The following is a 21,000-nucleotide window of genomic DNA, read 5'->3' as shown; positions in this document are numbered from 1 at the left end:
ACGGCGCGGGGAGGGTCGTGGTTGTATGATGGCCGTTTCTGCCGTTCGGCCAACCGCGATGATTATTTCAAGTCGAGCCGTTGCAGCGACCTTGGTTTTCGCGTCGTGCTGGCGCCGTTGCGTCCGTAACGGCTCCGGCAGTTCAGGAGCCGAGCTCGGAGACAACCGCAGATGGACGCGGATGAACGCAGAGGAATCGCTCAGCGCATAACGGGGCAGCGCCCTATCCTCGATGGCCCGGTGTCGGAACAGGCCTCCCGCGCTTTGGCGATGACCGCAGTAAAGTTGCGGAAGTCGGTGTATTCGAGCACGCGGTCGACGGGCCGCATACTGGACGGCACACGGCGAATTTCATTTATGGCGACGCTCCTCAGACCCACGCCGGAACGTGCCGCCAAGCCGTCCGCAACTGCTTGTCCAGGGCCATGCAATTCGGCTCTTTGGTCATCAGGAAGCGCCAGTATTTCCGGGAGTGATTCATGTGCGCCGTGTGGCAAAGCTCGTGGATGAAGACGTAGCGAACCAGGGCGGGCTGGAGGAACAGCAATTTCAAGTTCAGGCTGATCGTTTTGTGCCGGGAGCAACTTGCCCAGCGGGTCTTCTGCATCTTCACGGTCGCCCGACCAAATGGCAGGCTGACTTCCCGGCTGACATCCCGCAACCACGTCACCAGTGAATCGTGGCAGCGCCGGGACAGCCAACGCTTGAGCGCCAATTTGCACTCTCGCTCGTCCTCGGTATTGCCGGTCACGACCAAACGGTCGTTGCTCACCCGGCGCACTACCGCCCACCGGGCTTTCGCCTCCCGATACTCAACCCGCCAATCCTCACCAATCGCAGGGAGCGTGATGTGATCCGGCAGTTTGCCAGGCGGTTCTGGCTCGAAAAATTTCCGGTGCTCCTCAAGCCGCTGGTGCGTGCTCTCGATCCAACGCTTCTTGCGTTGCAGCACTGCCGGGATGCGAGTCTGGTCAAATCCCCGTGGCACGACGACCTCCAGCCCGTGCTTCACGGTCATCTTCAGCCGAACGTGTCGGGCCTTGGGGCTGATCCGCACGACGTATTGCATAAGCGCGAAGCTCACGAACCTCCCTTCGGGCCTTTGCCGACGTGGCGTGCCCGCTTGAGCAGCTTGATGCACCGATCCACGAAGTCCTTGCCCTTGCCGTGCAGTGCGAGGTTGCCGAACTTCCCGGCCAGCAAGATCGTGAACTCCCGATACAGCGTGGTGTCCACGTCCTCCTTCTGAAACCAATTCGGAAAGCAGAACTCGTCCGCCTTGGCCAATATGCCATCGGCCACGTCGTCGGCTGCGCCCGCCTTGGCAGCGGCAACTTGCGCTCCTCGGTCAGCCGGACAACTTCCTCCGCCAGCTTCGAGAGTTCAGCGATCAACGCAATGCCCGCCAATGTGCCCTGGCGCTTGTTGCTGACGATCTGTTTGAGCCGCTCGCTCAATGGTTGATAATCCTCGTCCTCACCCAGCCGGATTTTCAACTCCGCCGCCAGCATGGCCTCGATGTCGAGCGCCTTGGCATCGGGCGGTTCATCCTTGAGCTTCGACAGATATTGCTCGTTGAGTTCGTAGGTCGGGAAGTCCTTCTTCAACTCCTCCATCGAGACATTCTGCCGGATCAACTCCCGTGTCTTCGCTCCATCCTCGGCGCTGATCTCGAATCGCTCTGCCGGATAAAATTTCTTCCGATACGCCATCCACATCTTTGTCAGCCAGGCATACTCTCGTTCGTAGTCAGCCAAGAACTCGTCCGGCTGCAACGCCTCGTAGAGGATGCGGACGTTGCGATACAGTTCCTCGAACTTGTCTCTGGCGGGTTCGTTCTGGTTCAGGAACGTCAGCGCCTTCATCAACGACTCGTAGCTGCCGGTGCGATCAACCTCTTTGAACAAATCGGACAGCAGCCCGATCTCCAGCTTGAACCGCTCCCGCAGCAACGAGAACGGATACGCAATCGTGCCCAGTTCGTTTTTGTCGAAGTTCAGCGCCTCGTTCAGATTCTCGAACACGCCGAAGTAATCAATCACCAGACCGCCCCGACCCTGCGTGCCGTCATCACCCCAGCCGTTCTTCAATTCGTTGTAGGGCCGGTTTACCCGTGCGATCGCTTGCAGCAGCGTGTGGTTGCGCAGGCCCTTGTCCAAATAAAGCGTTTGCAGAATTGGCGCATCGAATCCGGTCAACAGCATGTCGCACACGATGAACAACTCGACTTTGCGGAAGCGGTTCTCCGGCTTGGCCAATTCCTCTGCCTTGTCCGGTTTCGGTTTCTTGAACTCGTCAATCGCCTTCTTCCGGGCCGCATCGCCCAGATAATGCGCCTTGATGAGTTCGCCGTCTTCCTTCGGCGCTTCTGAGAAAATACACAGGCTGACTTCCGAGCCGAGCAACGTGTCGAGCGCAGCCTTGTAGAGCACGCACGTCTCTTTGTCGTAGCAGGCCAGCATCGCCTTGAACCCGTTGGGCTGGACGTGCTGCTTGAAATGCTCTGCCACGTTCGGCGGCGATCTGGGCGATGCGATCCGGGTGTTTCAAAATCCGGTCGAGTTTCGCTTCCTGCGTCTTCAACGCATTGCGCTCGCCGGGTGACAGGTGGGCGAGCAGCTTTTCAAACTGCTCGTCCAGCGCCTTGCCCCACACCTTCCAATCCGTCATGCGAGGCTGCCAGCGGATCGGCACGGTCGCCTTGTCACGCAGGGCATCGGCGATGGAGTAACGATCCATGTAACGCTCGAAAATCTCGTGTCCGGCCACGTCCTTGCCCTGTTCCTGGCCGAACGCCACGGGCGTATTGCGGTCGTCCAGTTCGAGCGGCGTGCCGGTGAAGCCGAACATCGAGGCGTTCGGCAACAGTTTGCGCATCCCAATGGCGAGGTCGCCCTATTGCGTGCGATGCGCTTCGTCCACGAGCATGACGACATCCGGGCGTTTGATCTCGATGGCATCCCGCCAGTCAAACTTGTGCATGATCGTGAGCACGATGCCCCGGTAGCCATCGCCCTCGCTCAACAACTTCAACAGGTCATCTTTGCTCTCGGCGATCCGGCAGTTCTGCGTGTTCGTCTGCACGAATTGCTTCACCATCTGATCCTGGAGTTGGTCACGATCCACCACGATGATGATTGTGGGCTGGCCCAGGAGATTCCACAGCTTGCGGGCGGCAAACAGCATCGTGAGACTTTTGCCCGATCCCTGCGTGTGCCACACGATGCCACGTCGCCAGCTTCGATCTGCGCCCAACTTGATTGCACGCTCGACGAGCTTGTTGGCCGCCCGGAATTGCTGGTAGCGGGCGATCTTCTTCACCGTCTTGCCTTCCTCGGTCTCGAACACAATGAAGTTCTGAATCAGATCGAGCAAGTTGCGCCGGTCGAGCAGGCCATACACACCGCACTTCATCTCCTCGAACTCCGGGATCGAGTGCGGGGCAGGATCACGCCACTGCTGCCATTTGTGGAACGGCACGCCCGGCACGCCGTAAAACATCTTCAACTCATTGATGCCGCAGCAGAAGGCGTTCGAGTAATAAAGCTGCGGCACGTCCCGCAGGTAATCGCCCGTCTGCTTTGCACCTTCACGCCATTCAATGTGATCGTCACGGGTGGTCGTCTTGGCTTCCGGGTTTACGACCGGGATGCCGTTGATGAACAACAGCGCGTCCGTCCGCCTTCGATTCCTGCCCTCCACCCAGAATTGATTCGTCACCAGCCAGTCATTGTTCTCGATGTTCGTGTAATCAATCACCGTGATCGGCTGGTAAGGCTCATCGGAGGCGAACTGAAAGGTCTTCTCGTTCCTCATCCAATGCAGCCATTCCTGGTTGTCCGTCTCCTTGCGCAATTGGAAGACGATGCGGTCGGCCCGGTCGTCGTCAGTGATGAACTTGGGATTCAGTTCCTTGAGCTTCTGCCGAAGGATTGGGAGCAATAAAACTTCCCGCTCGTCATAGACGCCCGTGGCGGGATCGGTGCGGTATTTCTTGATGACCTGCTGCTGGTTCTCGTAGCGCCAGCCGAGTTCCGGCGTGCGCAGCCATTTCAGGATCGGGTTCTCGACGGTGCGGGCCTCGGTGAATGGCGTGGATTGCGGCGGCATGGTCAATCCTCCGTTCGGTGTTCGCGCTTCCGTGTTTCTTTCCGCTGCAACGTCTGCTGTTCCAGCCGCGCCCGCGCCAGCCGCACGGCGTCGTGGAGTTTCTGTTCCAGCACTTTCTTCGGCGGCAACTCGGTCAGATACTCCGCCACACGGATGCCCCGCGCCGCCAGTTCAAACACCTCGATGCGCTCGTCCGACTTCTCCGCGCACAGGATCAGCCCTATCGGCTCGTCTTCGCCCGGACGCATCTCGTGCTTCTTGAGCCAGCGCAGATAGAATTCCATCTGACCCACGTCGCCGGGGGCGAATTTCCCGAGTTTGAGGTCAATGACTACCAGCCGTCGTAGCCGGCGATGGTAGAACAGCAGGTCGAGGTAGAAATCCTCGCCGTCCACCACGATGCGCTTCTGTCGCGCCAGGAAGGCGAAGTCGCTCCCCAGTTCCACCAGGAACGCCTCCAACTCCCGCAGGATGGCCGTCTCCATGTCCTTCTCCGAATACGCGCCTTTAAGACCGAGGAAATCTAGGAAGTAAGGATCGCGGAACACCAGGTCGGGCGTCAGCTTGTCCTCCTCGCGCAACTGCTCCAACTCCATCTTCGCCAGCTTGCCCGGTTTGCGCGACAGCGCCGTCCGCTCGTAAAGCATCCCGCCGATCTTCTTCCGCAGCGTCCGCACGCTCCACCGCTCGATTCGGCACATCTCCGCGTAGAAGTCCCGTTGCAGATGTTTTTTGAGCGGCAGCAACTCCACGAAATGCGACCAGCCCAATTGTTGCGACAGTGTCGCAACAATTCGCGCATCGGGAAAACCTTCTGCCAACTGAACCATCCGCGTCAGATTGAATCGGCTGAATCCCGGTCCAAACTCGCCGACCAATTTTGCAGACAGTGTCTGCAAAATCTCCTCGCCGTAGCCCGCCCGCTTCTCTCGCAGCACATCCTGGCGAATCCGCTGGCCGATTTTCCAATAGAGCATCACCAGCGCGGCGTTCACTCCACGCGCCACCGTCTGCCGCGCCGTCACGATCAGTTCCCGTACGTCCGTCAGCAACACGCCCGGCTCTGTGCCCGGCTTTCGGACCAGTGATTTGGTCGGTTTGGCGCTCATGCTCGGGGTCACGGTATCAAGCCGCGGGGGCTGAGGCAGCGGGATTCCCCCGACGCGCCGGGAAAATCCTGGATGGCGGGCGATTCGGAATTGTGCCGACGCGTCGGCAAGATCGGACGGCGCGGGCCTCGGTGAATGGCGTGGATTGCGGCGGCATGGTCAGGTCTCCATCTTCACTCGGACTTTCCCCGTCATCAGGTTTTGCAGCAGTGAGGTCTTCAACTTGCGGAGAGCCTCGATTTCACGCTCGACTGCGGCGATGTTGTCGTCGGCAGTCCTCAACAACGAAACAATCTCCTCCTGCTCATCCTTCAGTGGCAGCGGCAACTCGTGTCTGCGAATTTCTCGTTGACCAATCTTCCAGAGTCCACTGCCTGAAACCGCTTTTGATTGCAGCCGCCGCAGGAAACCTTGCGACTGCCAGAGTAGAGGCAAGTATCCTTCCACCAATTTCTCCAAGCTGTATGGAATCTTGATGAGCAAGTCCGAAAACACACAACCTGGCGGAGGTTCATCAACCAACAGCGCACCTGCGGCTACATAATCACGATTGCCGTTGCCACGAAGCACGTAGAAATCACCCCGCTTAGCCAAGATGTCGTTGATCGGCTCGCAATCCAAGTCAACGTAGGTCACAAATCTTGGATTACAGCGCCCGTCATTGAAGCAACTCGCATTGAGAATCGGTGTCCCTGGTGGATTGGGACGTGATTGAGGAGAAACACCGTTGTAGATTCTCTCCGCCATGAGGGATTGAACGGTAACGACATTCCACCCCACAGGAATCTCACCGACCTTGGTCTTTTTGAACTTGGTGTGCCGCCCCGGAATCCCTCGTGCGAAAAGCTGCTGCATCAATGCGGTCTTGAGTCGCTGCGCTGCCACGACCTTGCTTTGTGTTGCGTCAATCGCCGCATTGGCGAGACGCACCATGTCCACGATTGCCCGCTGCTCGTCTGGCTGTTTGGGGAAACGCACTGGCAATTTCTTCACCGCTCCCCAACAGAAATTCGCCAGGCCGGTGGTTTGTTGGGAGGTTTTGCTGAACGTCTCGTGGACGTTGTGGATTTTGAGCCAGAGCGATAAAAAGCTGGGTAAGAGTTCCGCTGGATTCTTAGCCGCAATGCCCATCAGGAAAGAAGCGAAGACCATTTTGCGGTTTTCCTCAATGAGCACAGAATCCCCAATGCGGTTGGGATTCCCGTTCGATCCAACAAACAGAATCCAGTCCTTGCTAACCGCAGATTCCTTCAGCGCCTCCTCAGTGACACCACGTAGATGAAGCAGATCACTCAAATCGAGACGCTCGCCGATATTGGGGATGCGGATAACCGGCACGGTATCGTGAGATTCCTTCTGTGATTCCTGTTCCTTTTCCCAGGTGTGCCCACGCTTGCGGATGGAGACGCTGCGCAGCTCACGCTGTTCCCACCCGGTCGGTAGATCGTTGTCGTAAACAGGACGCATCCTAAAACTCGAATTTGATTCCGCTCTTGCTCAGTGATGTTTGGAGTGCTCCAAGGACTTTCTTGCTGCCCTTCAATGCTTCTCGCATTTCAGTGACGGCCATGTCCACTGGGATTTCTTCCTCTGGGTCAAAGGTGTCCACGAAGCGGGGCATGTTCAAATTGAACTCGTTCTCCTCGATCTCAGGACGCTCGGCCAAAACGAAGCATCGTTTCGCTTGCTCCGGGTCGGCGCAAATCCGGGCCAGGTCTGCCGCCGCTTCTTTCACCTGGGCTACGTGCCGGTCGGCGTGAGCATTGATCTCGGCCAGTCGCTCGGTGCGCTCCTCATCCAGCTTGGTCAATTCCTTCACTGCTCGCTTCACTTCAGCAGTGCGCTCCTTGATGCGGTCTTTGGCCTCCTTGGTCTTTGCACGAAGCTCGGTCTTGGCTGCCTGAAGCTTCTCTTTTGCCTCACGCATCTCATCACCGGATTTCTTCCCGGCCTGCGTCTCCAGATTCGCCACTTCATCCAGCAGCGACTTCAGCGATCCAAAATTGAGATCGTTCTTGTCCGGCGCTTCGCTCCACTTGGCGAAATCTGCCGCCTCCAACTGGGCCAGTTCCTCTTTCAATTCCGGCAGCGGTTCGATCACTGGATCGTAGGCTTCATGGATGTCCTTTAGCGCAGCCTGACGCTCGGCTTCGATGTCGCCCAGCTTCTTGGTCAGGATGCGGACTTCCTCCAGGTACACGTCGCTGATGCGTTTGAAAAACAGGAGGGCGAAAACATAGCCGCGAAACTCGGAGTGGTCCACGTTGCCACGCAAGATATCGGCGGCTTTTTCGAGAAAGCTGTCGAGTTCCCCTTGAGTCAGGCGACGGACGGGGCGGGTTCTGATGCCATTCCTCAGTTTGGCTGCGAAGTTCGTCATTGTTAGGAGCGAACAATAGCCACGTGGTTAAGTGAAATGCGAGCAAGCGTTTCGGTTCAACTCGCGGCGATGCGGACGGCGGCGGATTGGAACTCCAGCAACGTCCCGCGCATATCGGCAGGAATGGAGAATTCGGACAGCCCTGCACGGGCTTCCTCGGCCAGGTGATAAGCCATCTTGACATGAATCCAGTAAGGCGGACTTGAATCGGGGCACGCGCCCAGTTTTAGTCAATGACCTGAAAGGACTTGAGTGAGGGGCGTGGTCAACCCGCCTGGTGAAATTGGCTGTGGCGCTTGAAAAGCTTGCCCGTCTCGTTTCTTTCGGCAAAAGACCGCAGCCTTCAGGCTGCTTCAGCGCACTCTCCGCGGGCGAGCGTTGAAGCGGGCTAAAGGCCACGGTCCGAAGAGACGGTTCACGGGAAGCTTCGAGTCGTCAGAAGACCGGCTGCGCGGCAGCGCAGCCCTACCGGCCCATCTCAACTCAGGACTGAAAGCCGCTTAGATCGTATTCCAGTTTTTCGTTGGTCCGCATCATTTCGTCCCAGGTGACTTCGCGGCGCTGGTACGCGGCGGCGCGGCCCAGGATCGTCGTAAGATTGCTGCGCACGCTCGGCGCCACGGTGGGATTGGAATAATCGCCACTGGTAATCTGATCGTAAAAGCAGGCGATGTTGCGGACGGCGCCGTCGGCGTAGAGATTGCCGGTCGAGCCGCCGACGAACGGCGCCTTGCCGGTGATGGCGACGTTGCCGCCGTAATGGGTGTCGATGGTTCCATTCGTTCCGTAAATCCGGCATTGAATGTCTTCCCAGCCTGCGCCGACTTGCTTGGAACAAAAAGTCAAAACCACGTCTCCCGGATAATTGAAAATCACCGCGAAATGATCCCAGCACGTGCCGATCAACTCGCGCGCTTTGCCGCCCGTGCCCGTGGCTCGAAGCGGCGCCGCATTGAGAATCCAGGAAGCGACGTCCAGCGCGTGGATGTTCTGTTCGGTGATCACGTCGCCGGAGAGAACTCGGTCCAACGCCCAGGCGCGCAGCCATAAATCCTTGCTGCTCGGAGCGGCTCGGAGCTTCGCGTCGAGATTGGAGAACATGAGGCTTGTCTGATAAGTGGCCTCGCCGCAGACGAGGCGTCCGATGTCGCCGCGATGCACCCGCTGGATCGCTTCCTGATAAAGCGCATGGGCGCGCGTCTGGAAATCCACCAGGAAGACGCGCTTTTTGCCCGCGGCCTTTTGTCCACTGTCCGCGATGCTCTGGCAGCCGGGAATGTCCACGGCGATCGGTTTGGCCAGATACACGTGGCAGCCGGCGTCCACCGCCGCCGCCGCTTGTTCCGGGTGAAAGTAAGGCGGCGTCTGGATCACAATCGCGTCCAACTTTTGTTCGAGCAAACGGCGGTATCCGGAAAGGCCCGTGTAACGCCGCGATGCCGGCACCTGGAATTTCTCGCCGACCGAATCGACGCGATCCTGGAAATAGTCCGCCACCCCCACCAGATTGTAGCCGCCGTGTTTTTGGAAGAGGTTGGCGATCCAAGTGCCGCGGCCGCCGCATCCGATCAGGCCCCAGGTGATTTTGGAATTGGCTTCGGCGCCGAAGGCCAATTCAGGTTTGAGAATCGTAAACGAAAGCCCGGCGGCTCCGGTGCCGGCCATGAATTCGCGGCGAGAGAGTTCGCGTGACGAGTGGGTTCGAGCTTCATTGTTTTGCTCTGGCATAAGGAATCCTTTGTTTTCCTGTTCTCCTCAATCTGGAGGTTCGGAGCGGGGCAAGAATTGATTTGAGTCAAGGCGGAGGCGCAAACGCGGCGGCCCAATCGCTGTTGTTGAAGAAAGAACAGACACTGACGATTGCGCTTGGAATTCTCCCTCTCTTCCCTGCGAAGGGAGGAGAGGGGCGGGGAGAGGAGGGACGTCCTCATAGCGCTTCCCCCTCTCCTCGATCCTCTCCCCACTCGCGCCTCGCGGGGAGAGGAAGAAGATCTGAAACTTCCCATGACCAGCCGTGATAGAGTTTTAGCCCATCTGCAAGGGCGCCCGGTCGATCGGTTGCCGTTCATGCCGATCACGATGCAATTTGCCGCCGCGCAAATCGGCGCGCGCTACCGCGAATATTCGACGGATTATCGCGTGCTGGTGGAGGGTCAGATTCGCACTGCCGAAAAGTTTGGATTCGATTACGTCAACACCATGTCCGATCCTGCGCGTGAAGCGGCGGACTGCGGCGCGGCCGTGCAATTCTTCGATGACCAGCCCGCGGCGCTCGTGGAGGACCAGGCCTTGCTGGCGGACAAAACGGCGCTGAACCGATTGAAGATTCCGGATCCGCTGAGCGGCGGGCGGATGCACAACGGAATTCAGGCCCTCGCGTTGTTCAAGGAAAAGGTTGGCCGCGAAAAAATCATCGAGGGTTGGGTGGAAGGGCCGTGCGCGGAGGCGGCGGACCTGCGCGGCATCAACACCCTGATGCTCGACTTCTACGACGACCCGGCGTTCGTGCGCGATCTGTTTGAGTTCGTCGTCGAAATGGAACTGCGCTTTGCCCGCGCCCAAGTCGCGGCCGGCGCGGACATCATCGGGCTGGGGGACGCCGCCGCGTCGCTCGTTGGGCCTCAGATTTACGCCGAGTTTATCTGGCCCTACGAGAAAAGACTGGTCGGAGGAATTCAGGCGTTGGGTGCGGCGGTGCGGTTGCACATTTGCGGCAACACGCGATTTTGCTTGCAGGGCATGGGCAAGCTGGACTGCGAAATCGTGGATCTGGATTCACTTTCGCCGCTTTCCGACGCGCGCGCCGCCATGGGGCCGGACCAAATTCTCCTCGGCAATATCAATCCGGTGACCGTGCTGCGCGATGGCGACGCGGGGTTTGTGACGGCGGCGATCTCCGAATGCCACCGGCAAGCGGGCAGCCGTTACATCGTTGGGGCCGGCTGCGAGGTGCCTCGGGACACACCGCCAGAAAACTTGCGCGCCCTGGCCGATTACGCAGGAACTCCGGCCTCTCAGTTGGGTTAAGGGTCTGTGCAAAAATAAATTCCGGTTTTGCTGGAGGCGATTTCGCTTTCTGGCGGGGCACGACGAAGGAGCATAGCCAGGGCTCTGCGACTGAGGAGAAACGAAGCCAGAAATCCCGAAGAAGACGGCTGATTCAGGGCTGATTCCTGCCACTTCGCAAGGGGACTGCCGACGACCTCAATGAAATCGATGCCGAAGCGCGTCTCCGTCATGGAGACTCAACCGTCCCTTCGGGACTCGAATTCCTGGCGACGCCATCCCAGCCTTGAAGGGCTGGGCTATTGTCGATTCTCCCTTCGGGAGATAGAGCGTCATTCGTTCCCGTCGGGCTTGTTGGACTGCGCGGAAAATGTCCAAACTCCAAAGGCAGGCTGGAAGCCTGCCCTACGTTCGCGCATTGAAACCTCGCCGTTACGTTTTTGACCTGGGCAGTTGGCGCCCCTACTCTCGTCGCAATGCGCATCTGGGCTCCTGTCCTGCTCGTCTTTCTGAGCGGATTCGCCATCATGGTTCTGGAAATCATCGGCGCGCGATTCCTGGCCAAAGATTTTGGGAGTTCGTTCTACGTCTGGGTCAGCCAGATTGGAATCATCCTGGCCGCGCTGGCGCTGGGCTATGTGGCCGGGGGATGGATCGGTGACCGTTATCCGCGCGCCTCGTTGCTGGCCTGGCTTCTATTTCCCGCCGGAGCTTTCACGGGTCTCATTCCCAACTTCGCGCCGCGTGTGATTGATGCGATCATCTTCCGCCATCCGGAGGATCAGACCGTGCCGTTGATCTGGCAAAAGCTCGACCCGGCGCTGGGCAGTCTGCTCATCTTCCTCCTGCCGTGTTTTGTGCTGGCGACCTTGCCGCCGTTCATCATTCGGCTCTCGGCGAAGGATGTCGGTCACGTTGGAAAAATCAGCGGACTGATCTACGCGGCGAGCACGGTCGGGAGCATTGCCGGAGTGTTCGTGTCCGGTTACATCTTGATCGATGTGATGAACCTGACGAACATCTTTCGGGCGACTGGGGGGCTGACGATTTTGGTCGGCGCCGGTTGTTTTGCCCTGGATCGGTGGGGGAAGCAGGGATAGCGCTTCAGTTGGAGAGCCGGAATGAACGCGAATCAGCGCCAATCCAAATCTGGCTGTCGCTTTCACACGTTTTCCTTGCGCGCATTCGTGTGGATTGGCGTTCATTCCCGGTTTGACTTATTAACTAATCCACCGATTCCGGAAACATTTTTGCCCGCCCTTGCATCTACACTTCCATGAATCGCTCACGGCTCAGAGCTTGTTTTGGAAGGTGGGGCAGACAGCTTGTCTGCTGGTTGACCGTGTATCCTGCTCCCGTTCTTCGGGCGGCAGGATGCCGCCCGAACTGGCAGGCTGGAAGCCTGCCCTACATTTTGTGTTGGCTCACCTCGTCGCTGTCACCGCTGTCTGCGAAGGCGGCGGTCGTCCTCGAAATCACTTCGCCTTACCACCACATCCGGGTTGTGGATAACCAGGGCATTCGCACGCTGAGTTTCGATCAATCCCAGGAATCCCGAATGTCGCTGGCCAATCCCCTCGCGGGCCACTTTCAATACACGGAATTTTTCCACATGCCGTGGCTGTGGAATCCGAGCCTGACGAATGTGCTCATGATCGGGCTGGGCGGCGGGAGCATCCAGCGCGCTTACCAGCATTACTATCCGCAGGTGAACATCGACACGGTGGAGCTCGACCCTTCCGTGCTCGAGGTTGCCAGAAAATACTTTTTCGTCGCCGAAACTCCTACACACAAAGTGCACATCTCCGACGGCAGGATCTTCCTGCGCCGGACCCAAAAGAAATACGACGCGATCATTCTGGATGCCTACAAATCCGGCCGCTACGGCTCGTACATTCCGTATCACCTGGTCACGAAAGAATTCTTCGAAATCGCGCGCGACCGCCTCACGGACAACGGCGTCGTGGTCTATAATGTCATTGGGACGCTGCAAGGCTGGCGGGCGGATATCCTGGGTTCGGTTTACAAGACGCTGAAGGCAGTCTTCCCGCAGGTTTATCTTTTTCCTGCCACGGACAGTTGGAACATCGTGGTCGTGGCCAGCCAAAACCCGTTGCCCATTACGCAGCCCTACGCAGTGCAGCGGGCGGAAGAGTTGGCGGCCGAACGCCGCGTCACGATGCCCACGTTCAAGGCCCGGGCCGCGGCTTTGCTGCCCAAGGTTCCGCCGACGAGCCTGCGCGCCCAGGTCTTGACGGATGATTATGCGCCGATCGACGGACTGCTCGCGCGCGCGCCCACGGCGGCTGACCGGCGCTCCAACCGGCGCAACCTTGGCTCGGACTCCGCTTTGCCGGGCAATTCAAAGGGGAGCAAGGTTCCACAGTAATTCTGGAAAAGATTCTGGTCATTCAATTGAGCCGGATGGGCGATCTCGTCCAGACGCTGCCGCTTTTGCAGCGCCTGGAAACCGGCACGCGAGAGCGAGAGATCACGGTGGTCTGCTTGCGAGAGTTCCGCGTTATTCTCGAAGGCCAGCCGTGGCATGACCGGCTTATTGCCGTGGAGTTGGCCGAGGTTCGCAAGCTGTGCGACAACACCCCTCGTCAAGACTCTCAGCGCTGGCTGCCCTTCAAAGACTGCCCCGAACTTGCCGAGTCCTACGACCACGTCGTTAATTTGACGCACGACGAAGCCAGCGCCGTGCTTTGCGAGAAGATTGCGGCGAGCCAAAAGTCCGGTCGCATCCACACGCTCCCAAACGAAATTCGGTTGCGGGGTGATTGGGCGAAGTATCTCTTCGCAGCGGTCAGAAATCGGAGGCAGAATCTTTTCAATCTGGTGGACATTTACCTCGGCATGGGAAGATGCCTGGGCCTTCCGAACTTGCGTATGGCTCATGAACCAGGTAGGGACGGATTCCACTCCGTCCCTGACTTTTTCGCCCCATCGACCAAAACAGATTCCAGGGACGCGGTGGAACGCATCCCTACCCAGTTCATGGGAAGTTCCCAGGAGCTTACCGGGCGCGTCGGGCCTCGCGCAGCGTGGCTTGACTTCAAAGTGGAGGCGGCCGCAGAAACTGAAGCTCGCACGCTGCTGCGACAGCACGGATCCGCCGGGAAGGGGTTGCTCGTCGGTCTGCAAATGGGAGCGAGCGATTTGCGCCGCGCCTGGCCGATCGAAAACTTCGCCTCACTCTCCCGGTTGCTGGGTGTGAATCCAGGCTTGGAGATCGTCCTCTTTGGCAATCCAAAGGAAGCGGAATTGGGGAAAGAATTTCTGCGGTTGGCAAACGGACCGGTCGTCAACCTGATCGGCCGGACCGAAGTCCGACAACTCCCGCCGCTGCTGAAGGCGTGCGATCTTCTCATCAGCAACGATACCGGCCCGATTCATATCGCCGCGGCGGTGGGCACTCGAGTGCTGGGGTTGTATTTCTCGACCGCTTACTTTGCGGAAACCGCGCCTTACGGCGAAGGCCACGTTGTCCTCCAGGCGGAACGCGAACCGACCCAAACGAAATCTCCCGAATTCGCAGCCGCTTCAGCGAACCTTCTGCCGGTTGAAACGGTTGCCGCGGCCGCTCTGAAGATGATGGGCGTTGCCAGCGATTGGCCTTCACCTCGGCCAGGGCTGGGCCTTTACGAAGCCCGGTTACTGTCCAACGGCACGCTGATTTACGCGCCGGCCGGGGAAACCGCGGCGCAGCAAGAGTATCTGGCGGCGTTGACAAATCGATTGATGTGGGAGCAGGCGTTCGAGCTGGAGACGGACACCGCTTTCGTCACGGAACTGTTTTCTCGCAGCCAAGCGCTGCAGGGATTCCAGGACCAGTTGGCCGATTATCGCCAGGCGTTGCAGCGCATGCGGTGTTCTTTTTCGAATGGAGTCGCACTCGCGCGCCAAATGATGGAAGCGGCGGCTTCAGGAACTTCCGGGGCGGACCCGGCTGCGGCGCTGCACGATCGCCTGGCCCAAACGGTGAAGGAGATTTCCGGGCTGGGCGAGCGGTTCGGGCTGCTGGCGGACTTTTTCCATTACGAAATCATGGACCTGGATTTTTTGCCGCGGCCCGCGCTCGCGCAAGAATTGGCGCGCAAGTTCAAGAAGCTGGAGCAACTTTCTCAAAACTTCCTGGAGACGCTGGATCGCATCACCGGGCTGGCCTCGTAGCGCGGATTTTCTCGTCCTCGTCCTCGTCCTCGTGAAACCGAGGACGAAGGACGAGTGCGAGGACGAGGACGAACGAAGAGCACAAAGGGTTAGTTGACTTCACTGCCGTTTGTGGAAACTCTGCTCACGAGAGCGCAAGCTTGAGGTCACCGCGAAGCAATCCAACAACCCAGACCAACGTGCGCGCAGCAAACCAGCGTTCGTTTGCCGCAGATCCGGCAGTGCCGGGCCCACGGAGAATTTGCCGCCGGGACGCGGCGTTCACGCTCATCGAACTTCTGGTGGTTATCGCCATTATTGCGATCCTGGCTTCACTCCTTTTGCCCGTCCTCGGCAAGACCAAAGCGAAGGCACAGGGAATCCAATGTTTAAGCAACTTGAAGCAGTTGGGCCTGGCCTGGGTCTTATACGCGGACGCGCACAGCGATCAGGTGCCGCCCAATGCCAACGACACCACGGACACTCGCCTCAGTTGGGTCGCGGGTTGGCTGACGCTGGATGGCGGCAACAACGCCGGACATCCAGGGCCGAACAATCCGGACAACACAAACCAGCTTTTCCTGCGCAACAGCCTGCTTGCTCCCTACGGCACGGACGCGCTCGGCATCTGGAAATGTCCGGCGGACAAATCGCAGAGCACCATCGGCGGCAAGCGCTACCCGCACGTGCGGTCGGTGTCGATGAACAATTGGGTGGGCGACTACGATCCGCGCACCGGCCAGGAGAATCCCGCCTCGACCCTGGGATACACCCGGATCCGAAAGATGTCCGATATGACCGATCCGCCGCCGGCGAAGACTTACGTGATGCTCGACGAACGCGCCGACAGCATCGGCAACGGCTATTTCAACGGCGCGGGCGGTTTGAACTTCGCGGATGGGCATTCGGAAATCCACCGCTGGCGCGACGCGCGCACGCAACCGATTTATCAGCCGGACTTCCATCTAACCGTGTGGCCGCCGAAACCATCGCCGAACAACGCAGACATCGGCTGGCTGCAGGAACGGGCGACGGGAAGGAAATGATGGCACGCGCGTTCCATGAACCGGGCAGGGACGGATTCCACTCCGTCCCTGACCTTACTCTGCGATCAGAAAGACAATTTCAGGGACGCGGTGGAACGCGTCCTTACTGGTTCATGGGTCGTGCGCACGGCTCGAAGGCCGCAGAAGCTTCCCCTGAACACGACGGTAGGGCTGCGTTGCCGCGCAGCCGGTTTTCAGTCGATTCGGCGGCGCAGCAGCACCGCCCTGCCAAGTTTGGGCACACCGGCTTCACGCTCATCGAACTGCTGGTCGTCATCGCCATCATTGCGATCTTGGCTGGGATGCTGTTGCCGGCGCTGGGAAAGGCCAAAGCCAAAGGCCAGCAGATCGCGTGTTTGAGTAATTACCGCCAGCTCCAGCTTTGTTGGCAGATGTACGTCGATGATTACAACGACCTGTTGCCGCCGAACGCGACCACCAGCGGCGGCGGCCGGGAAGGGTTCAGCGCGACGACGGAGACGTGGATTCAAGGCAACGCCTGGACCGACACCACGAGCAGCAACATCGAACACGGCGTGCTCTTCCCCTACAATCGCTCGACCAAGATCTACAAATGTCCGGCGGATCGCTCCACCGTGCGCGATGAAGGGAAGATTCCACGCTTTCGCACGGTGGCGATGAACATGTTCATGAATCACATCCCCGACCCGCGCGATCAAACGTGCTGGCACCGGCTGTCGCAGATCAAAGATCCGCCCCCGGCCAAGGCGTTCGTCTTTATCGACGAACACGAGCACAGCATCGACAACGCCCGCTTTTTCCTGGCGATCCCGGAAACCTGGCGCTGGATCGATTTTCCAGCCACGCGGCATAACAACGGTTGCGTGCTGAGTTTCGCCGATGGCCATTCCGAATTGTGGCGCTGGCAGGAGCCGGTCACGATTCAGATCGGCAAAATGAAACCGTGGATTCAAGGCCCGTCCGGCGTCCCCGGCACAGACCGCGATCTCCGGCGCATCCATGAATCGATTCCGGTGCCGCCGGTGAGATAGAGAGAAGGCGGCGTGCCCCGAGTCAGCGGCAGAACATCACAGCCCAAAGCCCCGCCGAACTCGCCGACTACCATTTCAACTCGTGATATTCGCCCGGGCGCATTGAATCCACCGCGGCGGTGATTTCTGCGATGTGGCGTTCTATTTGCGGCCAACGTGTGGTCGGCAGGACCAAGAAGGACAACCGTCGGCCAGTGAGATTCTGCTGATAACGCAAGTTCTGATCCGTGGTGATGAATAGTTCAAAACCTGCATTCTCAACTGCTGCGAGTAACTCGCCGTTGTCCAGAGTTGACCAACCGTGCTCGTAAACTGTGGCGACGTCATGTCCGGCGAGAAACTGTCGCAACGGGGCCGGTGTGCTTTGGTCGAACAGGGTGCGCATCGTCGCCGAGAGCTTTTCAGGCGACAGCCAAACTTTTCTCGGCGTGAGCCAACACGGCCAGCGCTTGTTCACGCGTTACGCCTGGAAACCACTTTAAGAAATCCCCCACGCTGGCTCCCTCTTCCAGGTTTTCGAACAGCGCGCGCACGGGAACGCGTGTGCCTTTGAAAAGCCAGGCTCCACTCACGCGTCCAGGGTTTCGTTCCACCGCCGGACATTGGCTCCAATCGAGCATGACCAGAGGTTAGACGTTGCTCGCCGGCCCGTCCAGCCCTGTGAAGGAAATCCGCGTCCATTGCGACCACCCCAATTGCGAGGGAGTTCGGCGACACTGGAGGGAACTGCCAATTTACAGCTAACCGCCCAACAGCAAAGAATGTTTCGCCCGGTCTTTGCCCAGGCCGAAACGCGGGAAGGCTTTCAGCGAGAAGGTGACCGCAACGGTGTAATCTTTTTCGCGCGTGCGATGGTCGCGGATGCGGAAGGTCAGCGCGGCCGTCCAGCTCCGGAGGTCGCGGTAAATGGTGTAGTATTGCTCCTCCATGACGCCGTCGCGGGCCTCGAAGTGGTGCGTCACGCGCGCCGCCCAGTTCTCGTTCAACTTGTAGTAAAGCGTGCTTCGGATCAGGTTGTTCTCCGAGTCCGGGCCAAACCGCGGGTCCTCGCGGAAATACCAGTGGCCCAGGGACGCGCTCCAGGTGTCACTCGGCGCGACGGTGACGGAGTGGTTGGCGAAATTCAGGCGGGCGTCTTCGACGTCGAAGCGGATTTCCGAACTGAGGATGAGCCAGGAGAGCGGCTTCAAGTCGAAGTCCGAGAACATTTCCGCGAACGTGTTTTGATCCGGGCGCGGGTCGAGCCGCCAATCTGTGTAAAGCGCCCAATCGACGAGGTTGTCGATCTCGCCCCTGCGTTTGGTTTGGATTTTGTTCCGGAGGCTCAAACGCAGCACGTTCTGGCTGTCGATGGAATCGATCGAGTTGTAATCGGGAAAGTCAATCGGCAAGAGCCGCAGGCTGGGGATCTCCGTGTCGAACTGCGGCAATTCTCGCGGCGCCCGGCTGGGAGAGGGAACGAACGCGTAATTGATCGACGGTTGAACAATGTGCCGCAAGCCGTCCACGTCCCACAAGCGGCTGCGCGCTCCATCCCAAACGCGCGAGGCTTTGAAGGAGAACTCCGCGCCGGTGTTGAAAACCGTCCGGTTCCTCGCGTCGAAAGCCGAGCCTTCGCCTTCCGTTTCGCCATACTGCGTGAATCGTCCTCCGACGCGGGGCGTCACATTCAGCCAGCCAAAAAAAGTTTGCGGCAGGAGGATTTGATGGAAGGAATCCGCGCGCCACGCGGCGTAATCGTTGGTCACCGAACTTTCCGCCGGACGGAAGCGAAAATAACCGGCCGAGTTTTCGCCTTCGTAGTAGAAGGGCGAGACCCCCAGTTGTTGCCGGAAGGCGGAAAGCTTGAGGTCCGGCAAACGTTCGACGGTTTGGAAAAAATCGTTGAGCTGCGGCTGGGCCAGAACGTTCAGGCTGAAGTTGGGCCAGAGCTGGTTGATTTCGAGGAAACTTTTCGGCTGGAGATCCTCGCGATAGTCCGCTTCGAAAAAGTCCCGGATCATCTGCGCGTCGCTCTGTTTGTTGGCGACAATCCTGGCCGTAAGATTCGTGCGGATCACGGCGCTGTGAGAAAACTGGATTCGGTGCCGGTCGTCGCGAATCGGCGTGCCGCCCGGATCCAGGCCCCCCTCGCTGTCGTGCGTGTAGTAAACCGAGCCGGAGCCTTTGCCGAGGCGTCCGAGGTCGTAGCTGAGTTCCGGACCGCCGCCGAGCCCGCGTTTCTGCCGATAATCGAGATTCAGCGCGCCGCTCAAGTTCGTGCTCCAATACCAGCGGTAGGAACTCAAGAGATACGGCCCGTAAAGGCTTCGGTAGCCAGGGGTGAAAACGAAGGCGTTGGGGTGGAGTTCGAGGTTGCGCGAAAAGAATGGGAAATACCCGGCGGGCACGTCCCCGGCATAGACGGTGGCTTGTTCCGCTTCGATTCGCTTCCCCGGAATGATCATCAAGCGCTTCGCCCGGATGCGATACGCAGGGTCGGCGGAGTCATCGCTCGTCACGAACGCGTTGCGCGCGGTGTACGCCTGATTGGTTTGCGATGCGCTGAAACTTTCCCCGGCCGCAAAGAACGGCGCCAGACCCACGCGGAAGCGGTCGGCGGACATTTCGCGGGTTCGGAAATTGTAGCGCAAACGCTCGCCGCGCCAAAGTCCGCGGTCTTGCTGCAAACTGACGTTCCCCTGCGCGACGGCTTCCCCGGATTGCTCGTCCACGGAGACTTCGTCCGCAATCAGAAGCGTGGCGCCGTATCGAACCACCACACCGTTGGCGCCGACGGAGACGCCGCGATCGAAGTAATGGATAATCTGGTTGGCGGGTCCCGGATGCAAAGGTTCGATGACGATTCGTTCGGGCTGCTGGGCATGGAGGAGAGTTGAAGCGAATGAGGCGAGCAGCCCTGCGGAAAACCTGGAGACCCGGTGCAGCTTCTTCATTCGGCGGCGTGAGCTTGGCAAAATGAATTCGGACTGCCAAGAAGCCTTTTGGGCGCAACGATTGTGTGGCAATTTCGGAGACGCCACACTAGCTTCGGCGCATGAATTGGACCGTCTCCAGCGGATTTCCCACGCAGCGGCCCCGCCGGTTGCGCAGTTCTCCCGTGCTCCGCAGGCTGGTCTGCGAGAATCGCCTCCATGCTCACCAGCTTGTTTTGCCTTTGTTCGTGCGTTCGGGAAGAAAGCTTCGGCGCCCGATCAACGCGATGCCGGACGTTTTTCAATTATCCCCTGACGAAGCGCTGGCCGAGGCGAAGACGGCTTATCGAGCGGGCGTGCCGGCGGTGCTGCTGTTTGGAATCCCGGACCAAAAGGACACGAAGGCCTCCGGGGCCTTTGCGAAAAACGGTATTGTGCAAACAGCCGTCCGCCTCCTGAAGAAGGAATTGCCCGATCTGATCGTGATCACGGACGTCTGCTTGTGCGAATACATGAGCCACGGCCATTGCGGCATCGTGACCCGGCGAAGCGGTCGAGCGCACATCGCCAACGATGCAACCTTGACGCTGCTGGCCCGCACCGCCGGAAGCCACGCCGAAGCCGGCGCGGACATCGTCGCTCCGAGCGATATGATGGACGGACGCGTCGGCGCAATTCGGACGCACCTGGATCAACTGGGCTTCACCGACACGCCGATTCTATCCTACGCGGCCAAGTTCGCTTCGGCGTTTTATGGCCCTTTTCGGGAGGCAGCCGAGTCGGCTCCGAAGTTTGGGGACCGCCGAAGTTATCAGATGGACGCGGGAAACGCGCGGGAGGCATTGCGGGAGGTGGCCCTGGACATTCAGGAAGGCGCCGACATCGTGATGGTCAAACCGGCGCTCGCTTACCTCGACATTATTCACCGGGTGAAGACCGAATTCGGGTATCCGACCGCGGCTTACGCCGTGAGCGCGGAATATTCGATGGTCAAGGCGGCCGGCCGGAACGGGTGGATCGACGAGCGGGCGGTGTTCCTGGAAAGCTGGCTGGCGATGCGGCGCGCCGGAGCAGACATTGTGATTAGCTACGCGGCGGCGAGTCTCGCGAAGTGGCTGAAGGAAATCCCGAACTGACCGCCTTAGTGGTCCGTTTCGTAAATACGCTCACGTTCGTTGCGCCCAATTTGGCCTGGGGCAAGGCGCGACGAGCGAGCATCCCCCGCCAGTGGGGCTGTGACCGAGGAGCAACGCAGCCCCAGGCAAA

The 21,000-nt window shown here is 59.3% G+C and carries 16 protein-coding genes and 1 pseudogene; 7 read left to right on the top strand and 10 right to left on the bottom strand.

What is annotated here, in order from left to right; translation table 11 throughout:
• Positions 1–370: 370 nt before the first annotated feature.
• The 7 genes and pseudogenes from FJ398_13635 to FJ398_13605 all read right to left on the bottom strand — a co-directional run bounded on the left by FJ398_13635 (position 371) and on the right by FJ398_13605 (position 9,327).
• Entirely contained in the window at positions 371–1,069 is a 699-nt protein-coding gene (locus tag FJ398_13635) for a M48 family metallopeptidase (GenBank protein MBM3838980.1), read from the bottom strand.
• Complete coding sequence (locus FJ398_13630; GenBank protein ID MBM3838979.1) at positions 972–2,462, bottom strand: type I restriction endonuclease subunit R; 1,491 nt, start codon at positions 2,460–2,462, stop codon at positions 972–974. Before FJ398_13630 ends, FJ398_13635 begins: the two co-directional genes overlap by 98 nt.
• 433 nt (positions 2,463–2,895) lie before the next feature.
• Positions 2,896–4,110, bottom strand: a complete 1,215-nt coding sequence (locus FJ398_13625) for a type I restriction endonuclease subunit R (GenBank protein MBM3838978.1) — start codon at positions 4,108–4,110, stop codon at positions 2,896–2,898.
• A gap of 2 nt (positions 4,111–4,112) precedes the next feature.
• Positions 4,113–5,219: a DUF1016 domain-containing protein gene (locus tag FJ398_13620; GenBank protein MBM3838977.1), complete on the bottom strand. Its 1,107-nt coding sequence runs from the start codon at positions 5,217–5,219 to the stop codon at positions 4,113–4,115.
• A gap of 159 nt (positions 5,220–5,378) precedes the next feature.
• A complete protein-coding gene (locus FJ398_13615) occupies positions 5,379–6,686 on the bottom strand; it encodes a hypothetical protein (protein ID MBM3838976.1) in 1,308 nt (435 codons plus the stop codon).
• Positions 6,687–7,374: 688 nt separating this feature from the next.
• Positions 7,375–7,599: pseudogene (locus tag FJ398_13610) on the bottom strand (SAM-dependent DNA methyltransferase).
• Positions 7,600–8,082: 483 nt separating this feature from the next.
• Positions 8,083–9,327, bottom strand: coding sequence for a Gfo/Idh/MocA family oxidoreductase (locus tag FJ398_13605; GenBank protein MBM3838975.1), 1,245 nt, complete (start codon positions 9,325–9,327; stop codon positions 8,083–8,085).
• Between the two features lie 276 nt (positions 9,328–9,603).
• Between FJ398_13605 and FJ398_13600 the strand changes: the two genes are divergently transcribed.
• The 6 genes from FJ398_13600 (at position 9,604) to FJ398_13575 (ending at position 16,819) form a co-directional block, all read left to right on the top strand.
• A complete protein-coding gene (locus FJ398_13600) occupies positions 9,604–10,626 on the top strand; it encodes a uroporphyrinogen decarboxylase (GenBank protein ID MBM3838974.1) in 1,023 nt (340 codons plus the stop codon).
• Between the two features lie 455 nt (positions 10,627–11,081).
• Positions 11,082–11,705 carry a hypothetical protein gene (locus tag FJ398_13595; GenBank protein ID MBM3838973.1) on the top strand — a complete coding sequence of 208 codons (624 nt, stop codon included), beginning with the start codon at positions 11,082–11,084 and terminating at the stop codon, positions 11,703–11,705.
• Positions 11,706–11,881: 176 nt separating this feature from the next.
• On the top strand, positions 11,882–12,994 hold the full coding sequence (locus FJ398_13590; GenBank protein MBM3838972.1) for a hypothetical protein: 1,113 nt from the start codon (positions 11,882–11,884) through the stop codon (positions 12,992–12,994).
• 35 nt (positions 12,995–13,029) lie between these two features.
• Positions 13,030–14,781 carry a hypothetical protein gene (locus FJ398_13585; protein MBM3838971.1) on the top strand — a complete coding sequence of 584 codons (1,752 nt, stop codon included), beginning with the start codon at positions 13,030–13,032 and terminating at the stop codon, positions 14,779–14,781.
• Positions 14,782–15,002: 221 nt separating this feature from the next.
• The gene (locus tag FJ398_13580) at positions 15,003–15,806 is read left to right on the top strand and encodes a type II secretion system protein (protein MBM3838970.1); all 804 of its coding nucleotides are present in this window, start codon (positions 15,003–15,005) and stop codon (positions 15,804–15,806) included.
• A 113-nt stretch (positions 15,807–15,919) separates the two neighbouring features.
• Complete coding sequence (locus tag FJ398_13575) at positions 15,920–16,819, top strand: type II secretion system protein (GenBank protein MBM3838969.1); 900 nt, start codon at positions 15,920–15,922, stop codon at positions 16,817–16,819.
• A gap of 67 nt (positions 16,820–16,886) precedes the next feature.
• Here the strand turns inward: FJ398_13575 and FJ398_13570 are convergent, their stop codons facing one another.
• From FJ398_13570 to FJ398_13560, 3 genes are all read right to left on the bottom strand, one after another.
• Entirely contained in the window at positions 16,887–17,204 is a 318-nt protein-coding gene (locus FJ398_13570; protein ID MBM3838968.1) for a hypothetical protein, read from the bottom strand.
• A gap of 16 nt (positions 17,205–17,220) precedes the next feature.
• A complete protein-coding gene (locus FJ398_13565; protein MBM3838967.1) occupies positions 17,221–17,439 on the bottom strand; it encodes a DUF433 domain-containing protein in 219 nt (72 codons plus the stop codon).
• Between the two features lie 120 nt (positions 17,440–17,559).
• Positions 17,560–19,755, bottom strand: coding sequence for an LPS-assembly protein LptD (locus FJ398_13560; GenBank protein MBM3838966.1), 2,196 nt, complete (start codon positions 19,753–19,755; stop codon positions 17,560–17,562).
• Between the two features lie 101 nt (positions 19,756–19,856).
• Between FJ398_13560 and hemB the strand changes: the two genes are divergently transcribed.
• The gene (gene hemB, locus FJ398_13555) at positions 19,857–20,870 is read left to right on the top strand and encodes a porphobilinogen synthase (protein ID MBM3838965.1); all 1,014 of its coding nucleotides are present in this window, start codon (positions 19,857–19,859) and stop codon (positions 20,868–20,870) included.
• Positions 20,871–21,000: the final 130 nt, after the last annotated feature.

It is taken from the genome of Verrucomicrobiota bacterium, from assembly GCA_016871535.1.
Lineage (GTDB): Bacteria > Verrucomicrobiota > Verrucomicrobiia > Limisphaerales > SIBE01 > VHCZ01.
This window is presented reverse-complemented; position numbering and strand designations above follow the sequence as displayed.

What these genes read in the sequence shown, in the direction of transcription:
- FJ398_13635 (MBM3838980.1), bottom strand. Translation starts at nt 1,069, where the DNA reads ATGCAATACGTCGTGCGGATCAGCCCCAAGGCCCGACACGTTCGGCTG.
- FJ398_13630 (MBM3838979.1), bottom strand. Translation starts at nt 2,462, where the DNA reads ATGCTGGCCTGCTACGACAAAGAGACGTGCGTGCTCTACAAGGCTGCG.
- FJ398_13625 (MBM3838978.1), bottom strand. Translation starts at nt 4,110, where the DNA reads ATGCCGCCGCAATCCACGCCATTCACCGAGGCCCGCACCGTCGAGAAC.
- FJ398_13620 (MBM3838977.1), bottom strand. Translation starts at nt 5,219, where the DNA reads ATGAGCGCCAAACCGACCAAATCACTGGTCCGAAAGCCGGGCACAGAG.
- FJ398_13615 (MBM3838976.1), bottom strand. Translation starts at nt 6,686, where the DNA reads ATGCGTCCTGTTTACGACAACGATCTACCGACCGGGTGGGAACAGCGT.
- FJ398_13605 (MBM3838975.1), bottom strand. Translation starts at nt 9,327, where the DNA reads ATGCCAGAGCAAAACAATGAAGCTCGAACCCACTCGTCACGCGAACTC.
- FJ398_13600 (MBM3838974.1), top strand. Translation starts at nt 9,604, where the DNA reads ATGACCAGCCGTGATAGAGTTTTAGCCCATCTGCAAGGGCGCCCGGTC.
- FJ398_13595 (MBM3838973.1), top strand. Translation starts at nt 11,082, where the DNA reads ATGCGCATCTGGGCTCCTGTCCTGCTCGTCTTTCTGAGCGGATTCGCC.
- FJ398_13590 (MBM3838972.1), top strand. Translation starts at nt 11,882, where the DNA reads ATGAATCGCTCACGGCTCAGAGCTTGTTTTGGAAGGTGGGGCAGACAG.
- FJ398_13585 (MBM3838971.1), top strand. Translation starts at nt 13,030, where the DNA reads ATGGGCGATCTCGTCCAGACGCTGCCGCTTTTGCAGCGCCTGGAAACC.
- FJ398_13575 (MBM3838969.1), top strand. Translation starts at nt 15,920, where the DNA reads ATGGGTCGTGCGCACGGCTCGAAGGCCGCAGAAGCTTCCCCTGAACAC.
- FJ398_13570 (MBM3838968.1), bottom strand. Translation starts at nt 17,204, where the DNA reads ATGCGCACCCTGTTCGACCAAAGCACACCGGCCCCGTTGCGACAGTTT.
- FJ398_13565 (MBM3838967.1), bottom strand. Translation starts at nt 17,439, where the DNA reads ATGCTCGATTGGAGCCAATGTCCGGCGGTGGAACGAAACCCTGGACGC.
- FJ398_13560 (MBM3838966.1), bottom strand. Translation starts at nt 19,755, where the DNA reads ATGAAGAAGCTGCACCGGGTCTCCAGGTTTTCCGCAGGGCTGCTCGCC.
- hemB (MBM3838965.1), top strand. Translation starts at nt 19,857, where the DNA reads ATGAATTGGACCGTCTCCAGCGGATTTCCCACGCAGCGGCCCCGCCGG.